Annotated in this window: 15 protein-coding genes; 10 read left to right on the forward strand and 5 right to left on the reverse strand. The window is 58.8% G+C overall.

The features are described 5' to 3' along the window. On the reverse strand, positions 1 to 537 hold a 537-nt coding region (locus RMO15_RS12015; RefSeq protein ID WP_309712578.1), incomplete at its 3' end, for a substrate-binding domain-containing protein. Positions 538 to 668: 131 nt separating this feature from the next. Between RMO15_RS12015 and RMO15_RS12020 the strand changes: the two genes are divergently transcribed. The 4 genes from RMO15_RS12020 (at position 669) to RMO15_RS12035 (ending at position 6773) form a co-directional block, all read left to right on the forward strand. Continuing rightward, on the forward strand, positions 669 to 1781 hold the full coding sequence (locus RMO15_RS12020; protein ID WP_309712581.1) for a carboxylate-amine ligase: 1113 nt from the start codon (positions 669 to 671) through the stop codon (positions 1779 to 1781). Between the two features lie 54 nt (positions 1782 to 1835). Beyond that, positions 1836 to 2858: an aminopeptidase gene (locus RMO15_RS12025; protein WP_309712583.1), complete on the forward strand. Its 1023-nt coding sequence runs from the start codon at positions 1836 to 1838 to the stop codon at positions 2856 to 2858. A 215-nt stretch (positions 2859 to 3073) separates the two neighbouring features. Next, positions 3074 to 5593: a tetratricopeptide repeat protein gene (locus tag RMO15_RS12030; protein WP_309712587.1), complete on the forward strand. Its 2520-nt coding sequence runs from the start codon at positions 3074 to 3076 to the stop codon at positions 5591 to 5593. Positions 5594 to 5669: 76 nt separating this feature from the next. Next, positions 5670 to 6773: a right-handed parallel beta-helix repeat-containing protein gene (locus RMO15_RS12035; RefSeq protein ID WP_309712589.1), complete on the forward strand. Its 1104-nt coding sequence runs from the start codon at positions 5670 to 5672 to the stop codon at positions 6771 to 6773. Between the two features lie 93 nt (positions 6774 to 6866). Here RMO15_RS12035 and RMO15_RS12040 read toward each other — a convergent pair whose 3' ends face one another. Continuing rightward, positions 6867 to 7529: a DUF4082 domain-containing protein gene (locus RMO15_RS12040; protein ID WP_309712591.1), complete on the reverse strand. Its 663-nt coding sequence runs from the start codon at positions 7527 to 7529 to the stop codon at positions 6867 to 6869. Positions 7530 to 7677: 148 nt separating this feature from the next. Here RMO15_RS12040 and RMO15_RS12045 point away from each other — a divergent pair, with 148 nt between their 5' ends. The 5 genes from RMO15_RS12045 to RMO15_RS12065 all read left to right on the forward strand — a co-directional run bounded on the left by RMO15_RS12045 (position 7678) and on the right by RMO15_RS12065 (position 13430). Continuing rightward, on the forward strand, positions 7678 to 9033 hold the full coding sequence (locus tag RMO15_RS12045; RefSeq protein WP_309712594.1) for a helix-turn-helix transcriptional regulator: 1356 nt from the start codon (positions 7678 to 7680) through the stop codon (positions 9031 to 9033). Between the two features lie 48 nt (positions 9034 to 9081). After that, positions 9082 to 9351 carry a hypothetical protein gene (locus tag RMO15_RS12050; protein WP_309712597.1) on the forward strand — a complete coding sequence of 90 codons (270 nt, stop codon included), beginning with the start codon at positions 9082 to 9084 and terminating at the stop codon, positions 9349 to 9351. A 70-nt stretch (positions 9352 to 9421) separates the two neighbouring features. Then, positions 9422 to 11722: a DEAD/DEAH box helicase gene (locus tag RMO15_RS12055; protein WP_309712601.1), complete on the forward strand. Its 2301-nt coding sequence runs from the start codon at positions 9422 to 9424 to the stop codon at positions 11720 to 11722. A 9-nt stretch (positions 11723 to 11731) separates the two neighbouring features. Continuing rightward, the gene (locus tag RMO15_RS12060) at positions 11732 to 12403 is read left to right on the forward strand and encodes a hypothetical protein (protein WP_309712604.1); all 672 of its coding nucleotides are present in this window, start codon (positions 11732 to 11734) and stop codon (positions 12401 to 12403) included. A 331-nt stretch (positions 12404 to 12734) separates the two neighbouring features. Beyond that, positions 12735 to 13430 (forward strand): hypothetical protein, encoded by a 696-nt coding sequence (locus RMO15_RS12065; RefSeq protein ID WP_309712607.1) that lies wholly within the window; start codon positions 12735 to 12737, stop codon positions 13428 to 13430. A 131-nt stretch (positions 13431 to 13561) separates the two neighbouring features. On the opposite strand, the gene RMO15_RS12070 is transcribed toward RMO15_RS12065, so the two are convergent. From RMO15_RS12070 to RMO15_RS12080, 3 genes are all read right to left on the reverse strand, one after another. Next, on the reverse strand, positions 13562 to 14989 hold the full coding sequence (locus RMO15_RS12070; protein WP_309712610.1) for a protein adenylyltransferase SelO family protein: 1428 nt from the start codon (positions 14987 to 14989) through the stop codon (positions 13562 to 13564). A 150-nt stretch (positions 14990 to 15139) separates the two neighbouring features. Next, the gene (locus RMO15_RS12075) at positions 15140 to 16405 is read right to left on the reverse strand and encodes an AAA family ATPase (protein ID WP_309712613.1); all 1266 of its coding nucleotides are present in this window, start codon (positions 16403 to 16405) and stop codon (positions 15140 to 15142) included. A 73-nt stretch (positions 16406 to 16478) separates the two neighbouring features. Next, complete coding sequence (locus RMO15_RS12080; protein ID WP_309712615.1) at positions 16479 to 17162, reverse strand: MgtC/SapB family protein; 684 nt, start codon at positions 17160 to 17162, stop codon at positions 16479 to 16481. 53 nt (positions 17163 to 17215) lie between these two features. On the opposite strand from RMO15_RS12080, the gene RMO15_RS12085 reads away from it, so the two are divergent. Continuing rightward, positions 17216 to 17671 (forward strand): hypothetical protein, encoded by a 456-nt coding sequence (locus tag RMO15_RS12085; RefSeq protein WP_309712618.1) that lies wholly within the window; start codon positions 17216 to 17218, stop codon positions 17669 to 17671. Positions 17672 to 17688 lie beyond the last annotated feature (17 nt).

Genomic DNA, 17688 nt, shown 5'->3' on the forward strand with positions numbered 1-17688 from the left:
GACGGCAGGTTTTTGCAGATCGCTCTCGGTCAGCACCTGCGGCTTTCCCGCAAACGCCGAGAGAAACGCGAGATACGCCGCCGCGCCGCTGTTGCTCTGTGTGGCGGAGGTCATTAAAAAACGAAGGCGGCCCGCTTGGGCCGCCTCTCGAATTGTGTCCGTCGGGACTATTCTCTTGTCTGTCCAGCCCAGCCTCTGGGCCACACTCCCCTTTAGCGCCAGCCCCACAGGCGACCAGTAGATGCTCTGCGCGTCTCTCACGCGCCTCTGCGAATCGCCAAGACTCACCCAGAGCGACTGCGCGGGCCAGACCGCATCGGCGCTGCCTCCGCCGCTTTCTAGTTGCCGCATGATCTCGACGGAGCCTTTGTACTCAAACGTGATAGCGATATGGTTCTCTTGCGCAAAGCGCTGCACCAGCGGCTCTAGGCTCTTGTTCTCGCTGCCCACCACGATTCGCAGGCTTTCTTGCGGAGCACTCAGCGTCTGGCAGCCCGCCAGAAGTGCCCCCGCTAGTAGTGTTATTTGTAGGAGCACGGACGCCTTCCGTGCTTTTTGTATTTTTCTTATCATTGCCCTTATTTTCGGCTATGCAAGAGCAGGAAAGATTAAGGGAAGGTGATGGACACGCAAGGGCAGGGGATAGACCAGATCAGGTAAAATAGGTCATGTCGTCCACGTTTAACATTGGAATTGAGGAAGAGTACCAGACCATTGACCCGGAGACGCGGGATCTGCGCTCACACATTGGTACGGAGCTACTTCCCGAGGGCAAGCGCCTGCTTCAGGAGTCGGTCAAGGCCGAGATGCACCAGAGTGTGGTCGAGGTCGGAACCGGGGTCTGCGACACGGTGCAAGAAGCCCGTGAGCAGCTCTTTGAGCTCCGCCAGACCATTATCCGCCTGGCGGGCAACCAGGGGCTTAAAGTCGCTGCCGCGGGGACCCATCCCTTTGCCAACTGGCGCGAACAGGAGATCTACCCCGATGTGCGCTACGACACGATTGTGGACGATCTGCAACAAGTGGCGCGGGAGAACTTGATTTTTGGGCTACATGTCCACGTGGGCATTCCCGACAAAGAGACCCGCATTCGCATCTTGAACTCCGTGCGTTATTTTTTGCCACATATTCTGGCACTCTCGACCAACTCGCCGTTCTGGCTGGGCTACGACACGGGCTTTAAGAGCTACCGGTGTAAAGTTTTTGATAAGTTCCCGCGCACCAATATCCCCGATCCGTTTTCGTCGTGGTCCGAGTTCGAGGGCTACGTTGACTTACTGATCAAGACGGGCTGTATTGACAACGCCAAGAAGATCTGGTGGGACATTCGTCCACACCCGTTCTTTCCCACGATTGAGTTTCGGATCTGTGATGTGCCCCTGCGCCTCGATGAGACGATTGCGCTGGCGGCGCTGATGCAGGCAACAGTGGCGAAGCTACATAAGCTCCATACCCGTAACCAAGACTACCGCCAGTACAGCCGGGCACTGCTGATGGAGAACAAGTGGCGGGCACTGCGCTACGGCATTGACGGCAAGCTTATTGACTTTGGCAAGCAGGAGGAGGTACCCTTCCGCGAGCTAATGCAGGAGTATCTAGATTTTGTGGACGATGTGGTAGACGAGGTGGGGTGTCGCCGCGAGCTGGAGTATATCCAGAAAATGCTAGAGCGCGGCACCGGCGCAGACCGTCAGCTCCATGTCTTCAAAGAGAGCGGTGGCGACCTAAAAGCCGTCGTGGACTACATGGTCGCTGAGACACTACTGCCCTCCGAACTCTGACCCCGCCCCTCTAACGGGCGGTGGCCCAATTGGGGTGGCGGGAATGAAATATTTATGCACAACGCACTTCTTTTAAGTACCAAGTTTTCCCCGGAGCTAACACCGGGGGCAGTCAATGCCGTCACCACGTGCCTGCGTATCCAGCCGGGTGAGAAAGTGACGTTGATCTGCGATATGGCCTGCCTGACGATTGGGGCAAGCCTTGCGCGGGAGCTGGAGACGCGTGGTTTTGTCTGGAGCGGATTTGTTTTAGAGCAGCTCGGCCCACGCCCGCTGACCGACATGCCCTCCGAGGTTCTCTCGGACATGGAGAGTAGCGCGGTCTCGATCTTTGCTGTGCAGGTGCAGACAGGCGAGCTCACCAGCCGTCGGCAGATGACCGATGTGGTCAACCGGCGTGGGATGCGCCATGCCCATATGGTGAACATCACCGAGGAGATTATGTGCGAGGGAATGCGCGCAGATTTTGGCGCGGTGGACACCCTCAGCCAGCGCGTCATCGAGATCGTCCGGGCTGCAACGACCATTCGTGGGACGACGCCCGCAGGCACGGACATCACCGTCCAGCTGAGCCCCGAGTACAACTGGCTCAAGACCAGCGGGATTATCTCGCCCAAGAAGTGGGGCAATCTCCCCGGCGGCGAGATCTTCACGTCACCCTGGGAGCTGAATGGCACCTTTGTGGTGGACGGCGTGGTGGGCGACTATCTCTGCGCCAAGTACGGGCTCATGGGCGCAAATCCTCTGACCCTCACGATTGAGAAGAACCGCCTGACAGGTGCGCAGTGCAGCAACAAAGCCCTCGAAGCCGAGTTCTGGGAGTACTGCCACACCGATGAAAACTCCGACCGGGTGGGGGAGTTTGCCATTGGCACTAATATTGGCCTTACGCGCGTGATTGGCAATATTCTTCAAGACGAAAAATTCCCCGGCATCCATATCGCTTTTGGCGATCCCTACGGCTTCCACACCGGAGCCAACTGGCAGTCCTCTACGCATATTGATGTGGTCGGGCTGCACTTTGATATCTGGGCCGATTCGCAACAAATCATGAGACACGGCACTTTTTTAGTGTGAAAAAAACTCGCAACGATTGTGACTTAAATCACGATAAAAAGTGATCTAAATCACAGCTTTTTCTGTTTTTCCGTTGTCTAACAGGGCCAAGCATAAAAACAGGCGCATCTACCCTACAAAGAAAGGCCCGATGCGCCGGATAATCGAAGCAAGTTGTTTTGTCAGGGATAACGGTATAATCCGACAAAACCCGGTAATTTAGCGAGGAGCGTTTTATGAGTCGTTTGGTAACGGTGGGAGCAGTGAGTGCACTGGTGCTTGTGTTGGGGGCAGGGAGCAACGCCTGGGCGCAGGACGATCTGACTACAGCAACAGATCTGATTAGTAAGGGGAAGTACGCCGAGGCGATCAAGGTTCTCGATAAGCTCATCAAAGAGCGCCCTGAGGCGTCGACGCTGTATTTTCACCTAGGCCGTGCGCACTTTGGGGCAAAAAACCTGCCCTTGGCCGAGGTAGCGTTCACGAAAGTGATCGTCGCAAAGCCACTGGCTGCCGACTCATACTACAACCGAGGGATCGTCCGCTCACAGCTCAACAACTACACCGGGGCTATCGCCGACTTTACGGAGCTGATTAAGCTCGCTCCCAAGCCCAAGGCAAATGCTCCCGATCTCGTTCTGGAGTCCTATGATAGCCGTGTGGTGGCCTATCTTCAGACTAATAAGTTCTCCGAAGCGATTGCGGATGCGACCAAGGTTTTAGAGCTGGACCCCAAGCGTGGGCTGACCCTCCTCAACCGTGGCTATGCGTATGAAAAACTCAATCAGTTTGATAAAGCGGTCGCCGACTACAGTGCTGCTGTTATGCTCCTGACGAGTGATGCCGATAAGGCCGCGACCTACTTTTCCAAAGCGGATCTGGAGTTTCTTAAGCTCAACCAGCTCCAGCCTGCCATTGACGACTACACCAAAGGACTCGTGCTGGATAAGAGCAACACCGGTGCACTGCTGAACCGTGCCGCCTGTAACTTCCAGCTCAAGAACTTCTCTGCGGCGCTTGCCGATTACAATGCGGCGCTAGCCCTCAAGCCTGGCGATGCGGAGATCACGAAGAACCGGGCGGCGGTGCAGCTACAGCTCAAGGACTACAAGTCAGCGATTGTGGACTACTCGGCGTACTTGCAGAAAGTGGGCGCATCGGCGGATTTTAATGTCTACCGACTGCGCGCTGCCTGCTATCTCAATATCGAGCCCAAGAACTACGCGGCTGCCTCGACCGATCTGAAGGCCTATCTTGCCAAGAAGTCTGATGATGCTGTGGCATGGAAAGACCTGGCGCTGGCGCAGTACAACAATATCGTTCCTCAGGGAGGCTCGATCACAAAAGTGCAGGCGGTGGGGCTCAGTGATGCGATTGCCTCGGCGGGCAAGGCCACTCAGCTCGATCCCAAGCAGGCCGATGCCTTTATTATCATGGCCGACTCCTACAGCTTCCAGGAAAAGTACAAAGAGGCCGTTCCGCCCTACACCAGCTATATCGCTCTCCAGCCCGATAAACCCTTTGGCTACGAGGGGCTGGGCCGTGTGCAGTACAACCTCCAGGACTACAAAGGGGCTGCCACCAACTTCGAGAAGTATCTTAAGTTCAAGCCCAATGACATGGAAGTCAAGAAGCTCCTCGCGCTTGCCAAGGCCAGTGGTGGTGGTATATCCTCTACGGAGAAGATTGCCGCTCTGACTGAGGCGATCAGTGCTGACCCCAAAGACCCGGGTGCCTACACCAACCGTGGCGTCGCCTACTTTGAAGCGCAGGACTTTGACAAGGCCATTGCAGACTTCAAAAAGGCCTTAGAGCTTCTGCCCGCGGGTAGCCCCAACCAGCTACAGTACCTCAATAACCTGGCCAGCGCCGCGGGAAAGAAGGCGGACAAGACCCAGGCTGATGCAGACTACCGTGTAGCAGTGGATGCCTACGGTCAGCTTCTGGCCAAGAGCCCCAACAACGGCGAAGCGCTGGGAGCGCAGGCGTTTCTCTACCTGAAGCTCAAGCAGTGGGACAGTGCCATGGCGAGCTATGCCAAGTATCTTGCGACCAACCCCACGGACCAGAAAGAGCAGCTTGCTGCACTGACCAACCGTGCCTACTGTGCCCTTCAAAAGAGCCCCGCCGACTTTGCCTCCGCGATTGCAGACTACACCAAGATCATTGCGCTTGCTCCAACGGATCCCAAGGCCTACGAGCTGCGGGGACGTACCTACTTAGACATGAAGAACCTGGCGGCGGCGGCGTCGGATTTTGATAAGGTGCTCCAGTTATCGGGTAGCAAAGACCCGGAGATGGTGAAAAATCAGGCGGTGATCTACTTCAACTTAGGCGAGAACAAGCGCAAGATCAATGATGCCAGCAAGGGGCTGCCTGAGTTTGAGAAAGCGATTGCCAACTACACCACCTACTTGGCTTCCAAGCCAACAGACGCAATCGCGCTCTACGGGCGTGGCCTGGCGATCTACCGCAAGGCAAAGGCGTCTACAGATGTCAAGGTCAAGCTGGCAGAGCTGAAGAAGGCAAGTGCAGACTTTGAGGCGGCCACCAAGGCTGATCCGAAGTATGCAGATGCTTGGTACTACCTGGGGCTCTCCTACGACGATTACGGTGTTGCTGATGAGCTCTCTCAGGAGACCATGTTCCCCAAGGCGATTGCGGCCTACGAGAAGTATGTGACACTACCAGGTGTCCCTGCGGCGGACGTGGACGCGATCAAGAAGCGTATCACGCAGCTCAAAGATGCTCTCTAGAGTGTCCTCCTAAAGACAGCCGCCCCGGAAGGAAACTTCTGGGGTGGCTGTTTTCTTTTTATCGTATAATTCTCTCATGCAAAGCGTGACGATTCGCAGTGGCTCGGAGCTGAGGCAGGCGCTACAGGCGGCGCGACCAGGGACGCAGCTTCTGCTCGCGCCGGGGGAGTTTGGTGCGGGCTACTTTCTGGAGAATATCCACGGCGCTCCCAGCAAGCCTATCGTGGTGCGTGCCGCTGATCCCGCCCACCCGCCAAGGTTTTCTGGAGGCAGTGTCGCACTACATCTAGCCCGGGTGAGCTGGCTCGAAATCCATGACCTCGTGATCGAGAAGATGAGCCAGAATGGGCTCAACATCGACGATGGCGGGCAGTACACCAAGCCCTCGCACCATGTCACGCTCAAGAACCTGCGCATCTCCGAGCTTCCTGCGGGCAACCGGGATGGGATCAAGCTCTCAGGGCTCGATGATTTTCGGGTGGAGGGATGCCAGATTGCCCGCTGGGGTGGCTCGGGGATAGACATGGTGGGGTGCCACCGTGGAAAGATCGTCGGCTGTACGTTTCGCGAGGGCGGCGACAACGGGGTGCAGTGCAAGGGAGGAACCTCTGAGATCGCGATCCAGCGGTGCCGCTTTGAGAGCGCGGGGCTGCGTGGGGTTAACCTGGGGGGCAGCACCGGGCTAGAGTTCTTCCGCCCGCCGGTCGCCGCCATGCCCGCGCAGGCTCGCTACGAAGCGCGCAGTCTCACGGTCGAGGGGTGTACGTTTTCGGGGAGCGATGCCCCACTGGCGTTTGTGGGTGTGGACGGAGCCACGGTGCGCTTCAACACGTTTTTCCTGCCGCGCAAGTGGGTTCTGCGAATCTTGCAGGAGACACGCCTGCCCGAGTTTGTTCCCTGCCGTCGCGGCGTTTTCGAGAGCAACTTAGTGGTCTTCCGCTCGGACTTTTGGAGCGAGGGGGGCGTCAATATCGGATCGGGAACCGCCCCGGAGACGTTTACCTTCACTCGGAACTTCTGGTGGTGCCAAGACCGCCCGGACCGGAGCCGCCCCCGCCTGCCCAGCGCGGAGACTGGCGGTATCTACGGACAAGACCCGCTCCTGGGCTCCGACCTGAAGCCCCGCCCCGGCAGCTCCGCTCTCAAAGTCGGTGCACACGCCCTGCCTCCCACACTCTAGGTACCGGGTTCATAGGAATATGAAAACTCCCCGTACTGTCTGTAATCGGCAAGCACGGGGAGAAATTATGCAACGTGAGAGAGCCGCCGCGTGCTACTTGCGCCGTCGCTTCGCCAGCACCGCCACCCCACCGAGAGCCAGAAGCGCCAGCGTGCCGGGTTCAGGGGCGGCGCCGCCACCACTGGCCGTGAACTTGAAGTTCGGAGCCATGTATTGACCAGTGCCAACGATATCTCCTGTCGGGAAGGCGTTGAAAGGATTAAACCTTGCAGCGCCTAGGGCGATACCACTGGCCGCTGTTATAGAACCTCCACTGATGCTATCGGGAGAATTATCACTGGGGTTCGGGAACCCGGGATTGGGGAAGAAGGCTCCAATGGTATAGGTTTGTCCTGCCGCCAGCGCGATAGGGCTCCCTCCGAGCGAGACGTAGCGGTAGGCATTATCCAGTGTCGCTCCGGTTCCTGAGGGGACTGTCGCCGTTCCCAGGGAGGTACCGGAACCGTTCCAGATCGTGATAGGGTGCGACAGGAACAGGCCGTCCTGATCCTGATCCCAGAAGCCCAGATCGGTCACGGAGATAGCACTGGCACCAACGGTGAACGTATAGCCAACGGTGAAACCAGTCACTCCTCGAAGTGCAGGGTTGCTGGGAATGGTGAAGGCGGTTGTCTGAGCGTGTGCAGTTGTCGTGGTTAGTGCCGTGCCGCTAAGAAGTGTGAGAGCGACTAAGATATGGAGAGAGCGAAGTATCATTTATTTTTTTGTACTTTCTTAAATTTGTTTTTGATGTGGGGTGGGACAGTCTCTGTGTGCCGGTGCTGAACCTCTCCGGGATATTTGTAGCTTAGATTTCACGGTGAAGACAACAGGTGTCCACGAAAGTGAAACACTGTCCACGCAAGTGAAACGTTATAATGCCTTTAGTTTTGCTAAGGGGCAGGGAATGGGGCTTTCGGATTATCTCAAGACACTCCAAAACCAAGCGGGTCTAGGGCTGGTGGAGTGGGCGGCGCAGAGCGAGGTGAGCCGCACGTCGCTGTGGCGGTGGCTCTCGGGCAAGTCGCTTCCACGGGATGCGGAGCTGGAGAGTGCGCTGGCGGTGCTGGGGGCGGACGCGGCGGTGCGGGCGCGGGCGTTTGGGTTGCTGGAGGCGGCGCGTGGCAATGGGGTGCTACGGCTGGGCGAGCAGACCGGGCTACCCTTGCTCGACCGAAGCCACTTGCTCGTGGCGCTACGAGAGCGAGCGGGCCTTAGTCAGAGCGAAGCGGCACTGCGGGCGGGTATCGCCCGCAACAGCCTAAATCGCTGGGAAAACGGAGTCTCGTGGCCTAGTGCGGATCGGCTGCACCCCCTCTGTTTCCACTATGAAGTCACTCAGGAGGAGCTCTTCGCTCTCACGCTTCCGAGTGCGACGGCGGGTGGGTACCTGGATGCCCCGCTAGACTTCGAGGAAACGCGCGCAATGTTTGATCTCATGACCCTAGGGCAGATTCCTCCGATCCCCGGAATGCTTCTGGCACAGCGGCTGAGCTTTCTGGCACCGACCAGCGCCGAGGCACGCTCGCTCCTCTGTCGTAACTACGCGCACCTGGGAAATTTGAGCATCACCGCTCAGTCGCGGGTGCGAACACAGCACTTTCTGGGGCTTGCACAGCGGCTTGACGAGGCCAAGGAAGCGGAAAATCGTATCCAGCTTGCCCTTGCCCAGAACCATTTTATACGTGCTCCGCTAATGTACAACGCTCCCCCACGTGTGTTATCGTCGCTGTTTCATCCCGAACAGCTTGTCATGCGAAAGAAGCAAGAATCCACCGTCGGTAAGCAAGCCTATGTTCTCCTAGGGCAAGTCGAAGGAAGGATCAGCCAGGCTTCTCTTGCCTTTAAGATACGCTGGTACAACGACCGTGCGAAGGCCTTATGCATGATGCAACGGCGCGAGGAGGCGCTAGACCTGATCGAAAGAGCCTTTAGTCTGGGGGAAGAGCTTGAGGGGAGCCTTGCCATACCGCGTTTGTTAGATCGGATTGTCCGCTTAAGGGACTTGGGGGAGTATCGGATGGTGGTCGAGTCTCTTGCTAGCGTGCCTTCCCAGTGGCTCGCCGAGGATGCGGCTCTGAACTATGACTACGGCTTGAGCCTCTATGGTGCCGGTCTCACAAAAGAAGCTCGGGTATTTGGTCAGCGCGCTCTTGATTTAGTCGAAGCCCCCTCACGTCCCGCGCAAATCATCCGCCGGTTCTTGGAGGTTCTCGGCTAGCCGCAGGATGGCAAAAAACGGGTGTGAAAGTGATAAAATACGGGCACTATGAGCCAACTCACCTTAGAAGTCCCCGACGAGATTCTGACGCTGACGGCCACCCCAGAAGGCATGGCCCGTGCCCAAGCGGCGGTGCTCGCCGCCTTTGGAATCGCTCCGGTCAACACAGAGTCGCTCCTCGTCTCCGATGCCTTCTACGACTCCCTACTAGATATTATTGATGGAGTGGAGGCAGGGACGATTAAGACGAAGCGTTTTGACTCCAAAGCCGCGATGGAGCGCGCTGAGGCGCTTCTGGCGCAAGCAGGTATCTCCTAGTGGCAGAGTTTCCCAAGCCGCGCTCGTTCCCAGAAAGCTGTGGGATTAGCCAGCTCTTGGGCAAGACACCGTGAACCCCGATGCGTTTCTGGATCGCCTCCGCCAGCACCCCGACTATAAAAAACAGATCGTCCATATCGAGCATATCCCGGCGCGGCCAGCGGTCTACGGTGAGCTAGACGCGCCACTGCCGGAGCGTCTGAGCAAGGCGCTGAGAGAAAAACTTGGGGTGGAGAAGCTCTTTCGCCACCAGGCAGAGGCGATAGATTTAGTACGACTGGGCTTTCAGGTGATCGTCACCACGCCCACGGCCTCGGGGAAGTCGCTGTGCTACAACGCGCCGGTCTTGGAGACACTGCTGCTGGAGCCCAAGGCGCGGGCGCTGTATTTATTTCCCACGAAAGCCCTGGCCCAAGACCAGCAGAGCAAGCTCAAGAGCCTCGACCTCTGGCCCGACGTGATCTCCGCCACCTACGATGGCGACACGCCCAAGGATGAGCGCTTGCCCATACGGCGTACGGCGCGGCTCTTAGTCACTAACCCGGACATGCTGCACATGGGAATCCTGCCACAGCACAATGGCTGGGCGACGTTTTTCCGTAACCTGCGCTATGTCGTGGTGGATGAGGCCCATGTCTACCGGGGCGTCTTTGGGGCGCATGTGGGCAATATCCTGCGGCGGCTTCTGCGGGTGGCGGAGCTTTATGGTGCACGGCCTCAGATTATCGCCTGCTCCGCGACGATCGCCAACCCGGAGGAGCTCTTTACCAAGCTCACGGGGCTGAGTGCCGAGGTGGTTGCGGCGGAGAGTGGGGGAGCGCCTACGGGCAAGCGGCGCTTTGTCTTCTGGAACCCACCCGTGATGGACGCTGCCACGGGCTCACGGCGCTCGACCAACGCGGAGGTGACCCATGTCTTTACGGAGCTACTCGGAGACGACGTGCGCACACTGGCCTTCACGCGCTCCCGTAAGACCGCCGAGCTGCTACTGACCTACGCCCGCCGCGCACTGGAGGGCAAACCCCAGCAAGATAAAGTCATGAGCTACCGCGCGGGCTACACCCCGGAGCAGCGGCGGGAGATTGAGCGCAAGCTCTTCACCGGAGAGCTAACCGGTGTGACCGCGACCAATGCGCTGGAGCTGGGGGTGGATATTGGGGGAATGGACGCCGTGGTGATGACGGGCTACCCCGGCACGGTGGCAAGCACCTGGCAGCAGGCCGGGCGCGCCGGTCGCCGCCAAGGGGAGTCCCTCGCCGTCTTGGTCGCCGCCGACAACCCGCTGGATCAGTTTCTCATGCGCCAGCCCGACTACTTCTTCGAGCGCCCCGCCGAGCACGCCGCGCTCGATCCGACCAACAAGCACATCCTCGGTGGGCACCTGCTCTGCGCTGCCTACGAAGCGCCGCTCACCGACGAAGACGCCGATCTCTTCGGTGGCGAGCGTGCCCGCTGGGTAGCGCACCGCTTGGTGGAAGAGGGCGCACTGGCGGCACGCGGCGATAGGCTGCACTACGCCGGGAGCGAGTACCCCGCCACGCTCATCAATATCCGCTCCGCGTCGGCGAATCAGTACATTATCGAGGAGAACGGCAAGACCCTGGGCACGGTTGAGGAAGCGAAGGCTTTTGAGACCATCCATCCCGGCGCGATCTACCTGCACATGGGCGAGAGCTACGTGGTCGAGGAGCTAGACACGATCAGCCGCCGCGCCACCGTCCGCCGCGCCGCCGCCAGCTACTTCACCGAGCCCAAGACCGACTCGCATATCGAGATCATCGCGACGGGCGGCTCCAAAGAGTTCGGCGACACCGTGGCCTACTTCGGCGACGTGCGCGTCACGAGCTGGGTGACAGGCTTTCGCCAGAAGCAGCTCTTCTCCGATGAAGTCCTCGGCCTCTACGACCTTGACCTCCCCGAACAGACCTTCGAGACCGAGGCGGTCTGGTACCCGCTGCCCCAGTACTTGGTCGAAGAGCTCGCCGAGGCGGGCTTGGACTTAGCCGGAGGCGTTCATGCCGTCGAGCACGCCAGTATCGGCCTACTCCCGCTCTTTGCCCTCTGTGATCGCAACGACATCGGCGGCGTCTCCACCGCGCACCATCCCCAGGTCGGTGCCCCCACCATCTTCGTCCACGATGCCCACCCCGGCGGGGTTGGGATCGCCGAGACCGGCTTTCGCATCATCGAGCAGTGGCTCACCGCAACCCTCACCCTGATCGAAGAGTGCCCCTGCGACGACGGCTGCCCGAGCTGCATCCAGAGCCCCAAGTGCGGCAACAACAACGAGCCGTTAGATAAAAAAGCCGCCGCGCTGATCCTGAGGCGCTTGCTCCACGGCCAACCGATGTCTGAACTCCCGCCAAGGTAGAGAAGTAAGATGAGCGATGACGAAGCGAACAAGATACTTGATTTTGTAGAAGATAACGATTGTTTAAGCGATGATTCCGAATTACTTGAAAAAGTAGTTTTATTACTTCATTGTGAGAATCCACTGTTCCGACGCAGAGCTGCTGGGGCAATGAGCGAACCTGAATGCAGTGAATGCTGCGACCAATTATTTGAGCGCCTTATTGTAGAAAATGACCGTGATGTTCGAAGTAGGATATTTCAATCATTAGAAATATTTAAATCAAATAAGTATGCGGATAGAATTATTAATGAATATAGTAATGTGATGAACTCTAGGTCAAGTAAAATATCAATAGCGAAAATAGCATTGGATAATAATCGATTTGATTTTGCTAGTAGCAAAGTTAATGATGATTATATTATTGGGGATTTGATTGAAATGCATCAGGAGTCGCTCTTGCTTTTTGCCATTCATGAAACACTAACCGACCAGCAGCATGGGCGGTATGCAGAGCTTGTGGCAAAGCGACGTAGTGCGACTCTCACGGAAGCAGAGTATGCGAAGCTCTTGGAACTCTCGGGGCTAGTTGAGGCAATGGATGCACGGCGGCTGGAGCTACTATCCCAGCTCGCGGCCCTGCGTCAAGTGCCACTCATCCAGCTCATCTCTGAGCTGAATCTCCCCCAGCACACGGTATGACCGAGGCACTCCAGCTTAACACGGTGTCCCCGCCGGTTGAAATCGGCGTCTGAGGGCGTTCCGCCAACAAGTCGCTCCGCGACTGCCGGTTCCCCTTCGCTTGCCGAGGGGGCTAGGGGGTGTTAGTCGCGGAGCGACTTCTCAGCCGAGGGACGAGGCTCATAGACGCCGCTTTCAATCGGCGGGCAATGAAGCAAAAAAATCAGTCATCGGAGAGACGAAATCAGTCATCGGGCTAAGAAAATCAGTCGTTGAAGAGAAAAAATCAGTCGTTGGGAACTAAAAATCAGTCATCGGTGGTATAAAAACAGAAGTTGAGGAGATCAAATCAATGGACGAAACAAGAAAAACAAGTCGCGAACCGGGCGCGCTGAACTATACACAGGTCATATCACTCGATGTTGCCGCACAGGTGGCCATCAGCGCTCGGAAACCGGTCTACCGTGCGGCACTTCTGGCACGAGGAATCACCGACGAGACCCTCGATGAGCTGGATCTTGCCGTGAGTGAAGGCAAAAAAGAGCAGGCGATTGCGGTGGAGAACGATACGGGCCAGCGGGTCTCGACTCAAGAGGAGAAGCTTGCTCGAAAAGAGCTGCTGGCCGGACTGCGCGAGGTGCAGACCGCCGCGCGGCAGAAGTGGACACGCAGCCAGCCTGCGGCGCTGAAGGACTACTACATCGGGGAGAACCTGCCCAACATGAGCCGCGCCACGCTCGTACAGGTGACCGAGGGGATTCTCTTGCGCCTCTCGACACAGACCCTACCGGGAATCACGCCAGAGACCGTCACGGCCCTCACGGCCAAGCGCGATGCCTATGTCGAGGCCAACAAGAACCAGCTTGGGTTTATCGCCGGGGCGAAAGCGCGCCGTGCCGCTGCCCTGGAGCACCTCAAGACTGCCACAGATCTGCGGATCGAGGTTCAGTTCGCCGCCGATGCCGCCTACCCCTTCGACAATCCCCGGAGTGCTGCCGCCCGCACCGAGTTCGCCCTCCCCGAAGACCGCCGCTTCGTCACTCGGTAACCTCGTCATTGCCTTTCCGCCCATTTGAACCCACCCCGGCTCCGTTCGTTCCTCACCCGCCGACCCTCCCTTGATTCAAGGGAGGGTGGATGCGAGCTGTGCGAGTAGCCGGGTGGGTTCGGGTTAGGAAATTACGTCCCACAAAACGTCTTATACCCACACGCGCTAGCCGGAGCTGGTTCGTGGTATTTCGACGGGGCAGAATCGTATGCGTAGGGCTGAGCGAGGACTTCCAGCAGAGCGTTCAGCGGCGCGAGGTCATTGTCGCTTTCTGCGGCGGCAAGCGCTTCCTCGACGAGATGGTTTCTCGGAATCACAGCGGGGTTGACCGAGCGCATGAGAGCGAGAGAGTCGGCTTCTGAGGTGCCTTCGTGCTGGCGACGCGCTTGCCAGCGTGTGTGCCACGCCTCAAACGCAGCGTCTTTGTCCGTGGGATCGTCGAGCGTGCGAAACGAGTTGGTGAAATCTGCCTCGGTGGCTTCCATCCAGGTCAGGAGCGCGGCGATCAGCTCCGGGTCGTCGGCTTCGGCAGTTTGTAGCCCGAGTTTGCGGCGCATCCCGGTTAGCCACGCGGATTCGTAGAGATCAGGGAAAGTATTGAGCGCCTCGACCGCCATCGCGACGGCTTCTTCTTCGACAGTTCCGAGCAGAGGCAGGAGCGACTCCGCGAAGCGTGTCAGGTTCCAGTGGGCCATCGCGGGCTGGTTACCGTAGGCGTAGCGCCCCTCGGTGTCGATGGAGCTAAAGACCGTACCGGGATGGTAGGTGTCGAGAAACGCGCACGGGCCGTAGTCAATCGTCTCGCCAGAGAGCGCCATATTATCGGTGTTCATCACGCCGTGGATAAAGCCCACACACTGCCACCGCGCGATCAGGGCGGCTTGCCGAGCGATCACGAGGTGGAGAAACGCGGCGTATTTGTCATTACTCTCGGTTAGTTCGGGGTAGTGGCGGGCAATCGTGTAGTCCGCCAAAACACGCAGATTTGCCTCGTCGCGGCGGGCGGCGGCGTACTGGAATGTGCCGACACGAATATGGCTGGCAGCGATGCGGGTGAGAACTGCACCGGGACGTTGCGTCTCCCGAAAGATCTGCTCACCCGTTGTGACCACCGCAAGGCTGCGGGTCGTGGGAATTCCGAGCGCGTGCATGGCCTCGCTAATGACATACTCACGGAGCATCGGCCCCAGCGCGGCAAGGCCATCGCCGCGCCGGGAGTAGGGCGTGCGGCCTGAGCCCTTGAGCTGGATATCGAAGCGTGCGCCGTTTGGCGTAACATGCTCACCCAGCAGGATTGCTCGCCCATCCCCGAGGATGTTGAAGCCGCCAAACTGGTGCCCCGCGTAGGCCTGTGCAATCGGCTCCGCGCCCTCGGGGAGCGCCTGGCCCGAAAAGAGCGTCGCGAGATCGCCGTCCAGCTGCAAGCCCAGCTCCTCAGCCAGGCGCTGATTGAACAGCACAAGCTGAGGAGCACGGGCGGCTTCCGGTAAGGCTTTTGAAAAGAAAGCCTCGGGGAGGCGGGCGTAGGTGTTGTCAAACTGCCAGGAGCGAGGGGTCATGCCTCCGAGTGTACCCGCTTCTTAAGCCCGAAGAACGAGTCTTCGGGCTTAAGAGGGCTACGGCTGCCTTCGCAGCCAGAAGAATCTACTGGGCACGGAGGTGCCCGTAGCCCTCGCAAGCCGAGACCCTCGTGGTTACGGCTCGCTTGGTCACGGCTCACTACTTCCTCCGGCTCGCTTCTGTGCGTAGACCCGCTCCGCAGGAACGGTCACCAGCTCGCGCTCGGGGAAGCGTAGGGCGGCGAGGAAGCCCCCGAAGACGCAGCCTCCATCGAGGTTGACCGTGTTATTCACGAACCTGATCTCGTCCTGGGGCGTGTGCCCGTAGCAGATTAAAGCTCCGTCAGCGCCGTTTTCTCGGTCGGCGGCCCAGTCGTGGCGGATCGGCATACCATCGGGCGCAAAGCCGCGCACATCGCCAAAGCGCGTGAAGCGGGTGATAAAGTCCGAGCTTTGCCCGAGCATGTCGTCGCGAATCCCGGCATGGGCGACGGCCAGCTTGCCATCGGCCAGAACCAAGTGCACGGGCTGCGGCGCAAGATAGGCAAGAACATCGAGTGTCAGGCGCTCGCGCTCTTTCTCGGGCATGCCCAGAAGCTGCTCCTCAGTAATATCCAGGCCATGCGTGCGCTGGACTTTCCCGCCCGTAAGCATCCGAAAGAGCTTGTCGTCGTGGTTACCGGGTACGAAGAGAGCCTTATCGCGTGCCACCAAGTCGCAGACGAAGCGCAAGACGCCGGGAGAGTCCGGGCCACGATCCGCGAGATCGCCGACAAAGACCGGGACGCGGCCCTCGGAGTGTGTGCTATCGGCACTGTAGCCGATTTTGTCGAGAAGCATCTTCAGCTCACTCAGGCAGCCGTGCACGTCGCCGATGATATCAAAAGTGGGAGCAGTGAGGGCTCCGGGTGTCCTCTGAACCGTCGCGCTGTCCATCTGCTCAGACGTGAGAACATGAACCCCGCTGAGCCGCGTGTCTTTGGGCAGCTCGCGAAGGGCCTGCTCCAGGGTGGCGCGATGGCGCGTGACCACGCGCTCACCAACGCAGCGCTCCGTGCGCAGGGCATCACGGCGGATGGCCTCGTCGAGTGGGACATCGAAAGCGACAATATGTACCGGAACGCGGGCTGTTTTCGCCAGCTCAATCAGCCGATCCCGTGCGCCCGGCTTGAGCGCTGTCGAGTCTGCCACGGTGAGCCGTCGGTTCTTCAGACGCAGCGCGATCCACTGGTGAAAGAGCGCAAAGGCATCCTCGTTTGCACTCTGCGAGGCGGCATTGTCCACCACCATCTCGCGGCACTGGTCGCTGGAGACAATCTGCGAGGCAAGAAAGTGCTTCTTCGCCCACGTGGACTTGCCGGAACCCGACGCGCCAACCAGAACAATCAAACAAACCGGGGGAAAGCTCAGAGTCATCGTGTAGATTGTATCGTTTGAGGAGAGCGTGGTGGTAAAGCGGCGTTTGTCCCGCCCCTCCAACGGGCGGGACTCATACCCACTCAATCGTGGCGTCGGGGAGGGCGCGGCTTAGCTCATCGCAGACATCTTGCTGCTTGACATCCGGGCGCATACGCAGTGTCACCTGCAAGACCCGCTGACCGTCGGGCATGTCCTCGGTCTCGAAGGCAGCGACTGTGGCTCCAGCCTCGGTGATGGCGGTTAGAGCAGCAGCGACCGCACCTTTATGGCGGGTGATAGTGACCGCAAGAGTGGACTGGTTCTCGTTCTTGTGGATCAGGTTCTCCGACCAGCGCCCCACGGTGAGGGTAAAAAGGACGAGCAGGGTCGCAAAGGCCGCTGAGGCTGCGTAGAGCCCGCCCGCGCCACAGGAGATACCAATTGCCGCCACGATCCAGATGGAGGCTGCTGTCGTGAGACCACGCACCGAGAGCCCGCGCCGCAAGATCACGCCTGCTCCCAGAAAGCCAATGCCCGTCACCACCTGTGCGGCAATTCGCCCTGGATCGCCCGTTGTAAAGTGAATTCGGGTCAGCAAGCACGCGCCAAGACAGACCAGCACATGGGTGCGCAGCCCCGCCGAGTGGTTCGTCGCCTCACGCTGTGCCCCCACAAAGCCCCCCAGAAGCGAGGCTAGAACCAGATAGGCCGCCTCCGTATAGAACGCCATTGTAGACGGCTGCTGCAAAAAATCCCATAGAGGACGCAGAGTCATGGGGGGATTATACCGCCTGTCACAGAATCACAAAGAGTGGCGTTTGGTCTGCCATGATACGATTTCTGACGGTAAGCCTCTGTTTGCTGTGCATGGGGTGTGGTGGAGCGGGTGACCCACGGTTTCAAAAAGAGCATTTGATAGAAACGGGCTCCCCAGTAGGAAGCCTGCGCGATGTGCTTGTGAAACCTGCACCTGGTAGCTATTCGCTGGAGACCGACACGCGCTTTGAGGTCTATTGGCCCGAAGGCACGTCTCCACCGGCTCAGTTTACGGTCGCGCTGGTACGCTATCAGGAAGGCTACTCACACAGCGGCTACGACTCTGATGGCGACTCGACAACGGATGTCGTCGGCCCCGAGCACAACACGCAGCTTTCTCTCGTGATCGCCGGGACAAATCACTGGCAGATTATTCCCAAAAAGAGCCTGACACGCGGCGCACTCTACTACCTGGAACTCAACACGGAGAGCGACCGCTGGCACACCATCTTCCGTGTTATGCAGTGATCTCGTGCCCGAAGAAC

The organism is Armatimonas sp. (assembly GCF_031410135.1).
GTDB lineage: Bacteria > Armatimonadota > Armatimonadia > Armatimonadales > Armatimonadaceae > Armatimonas.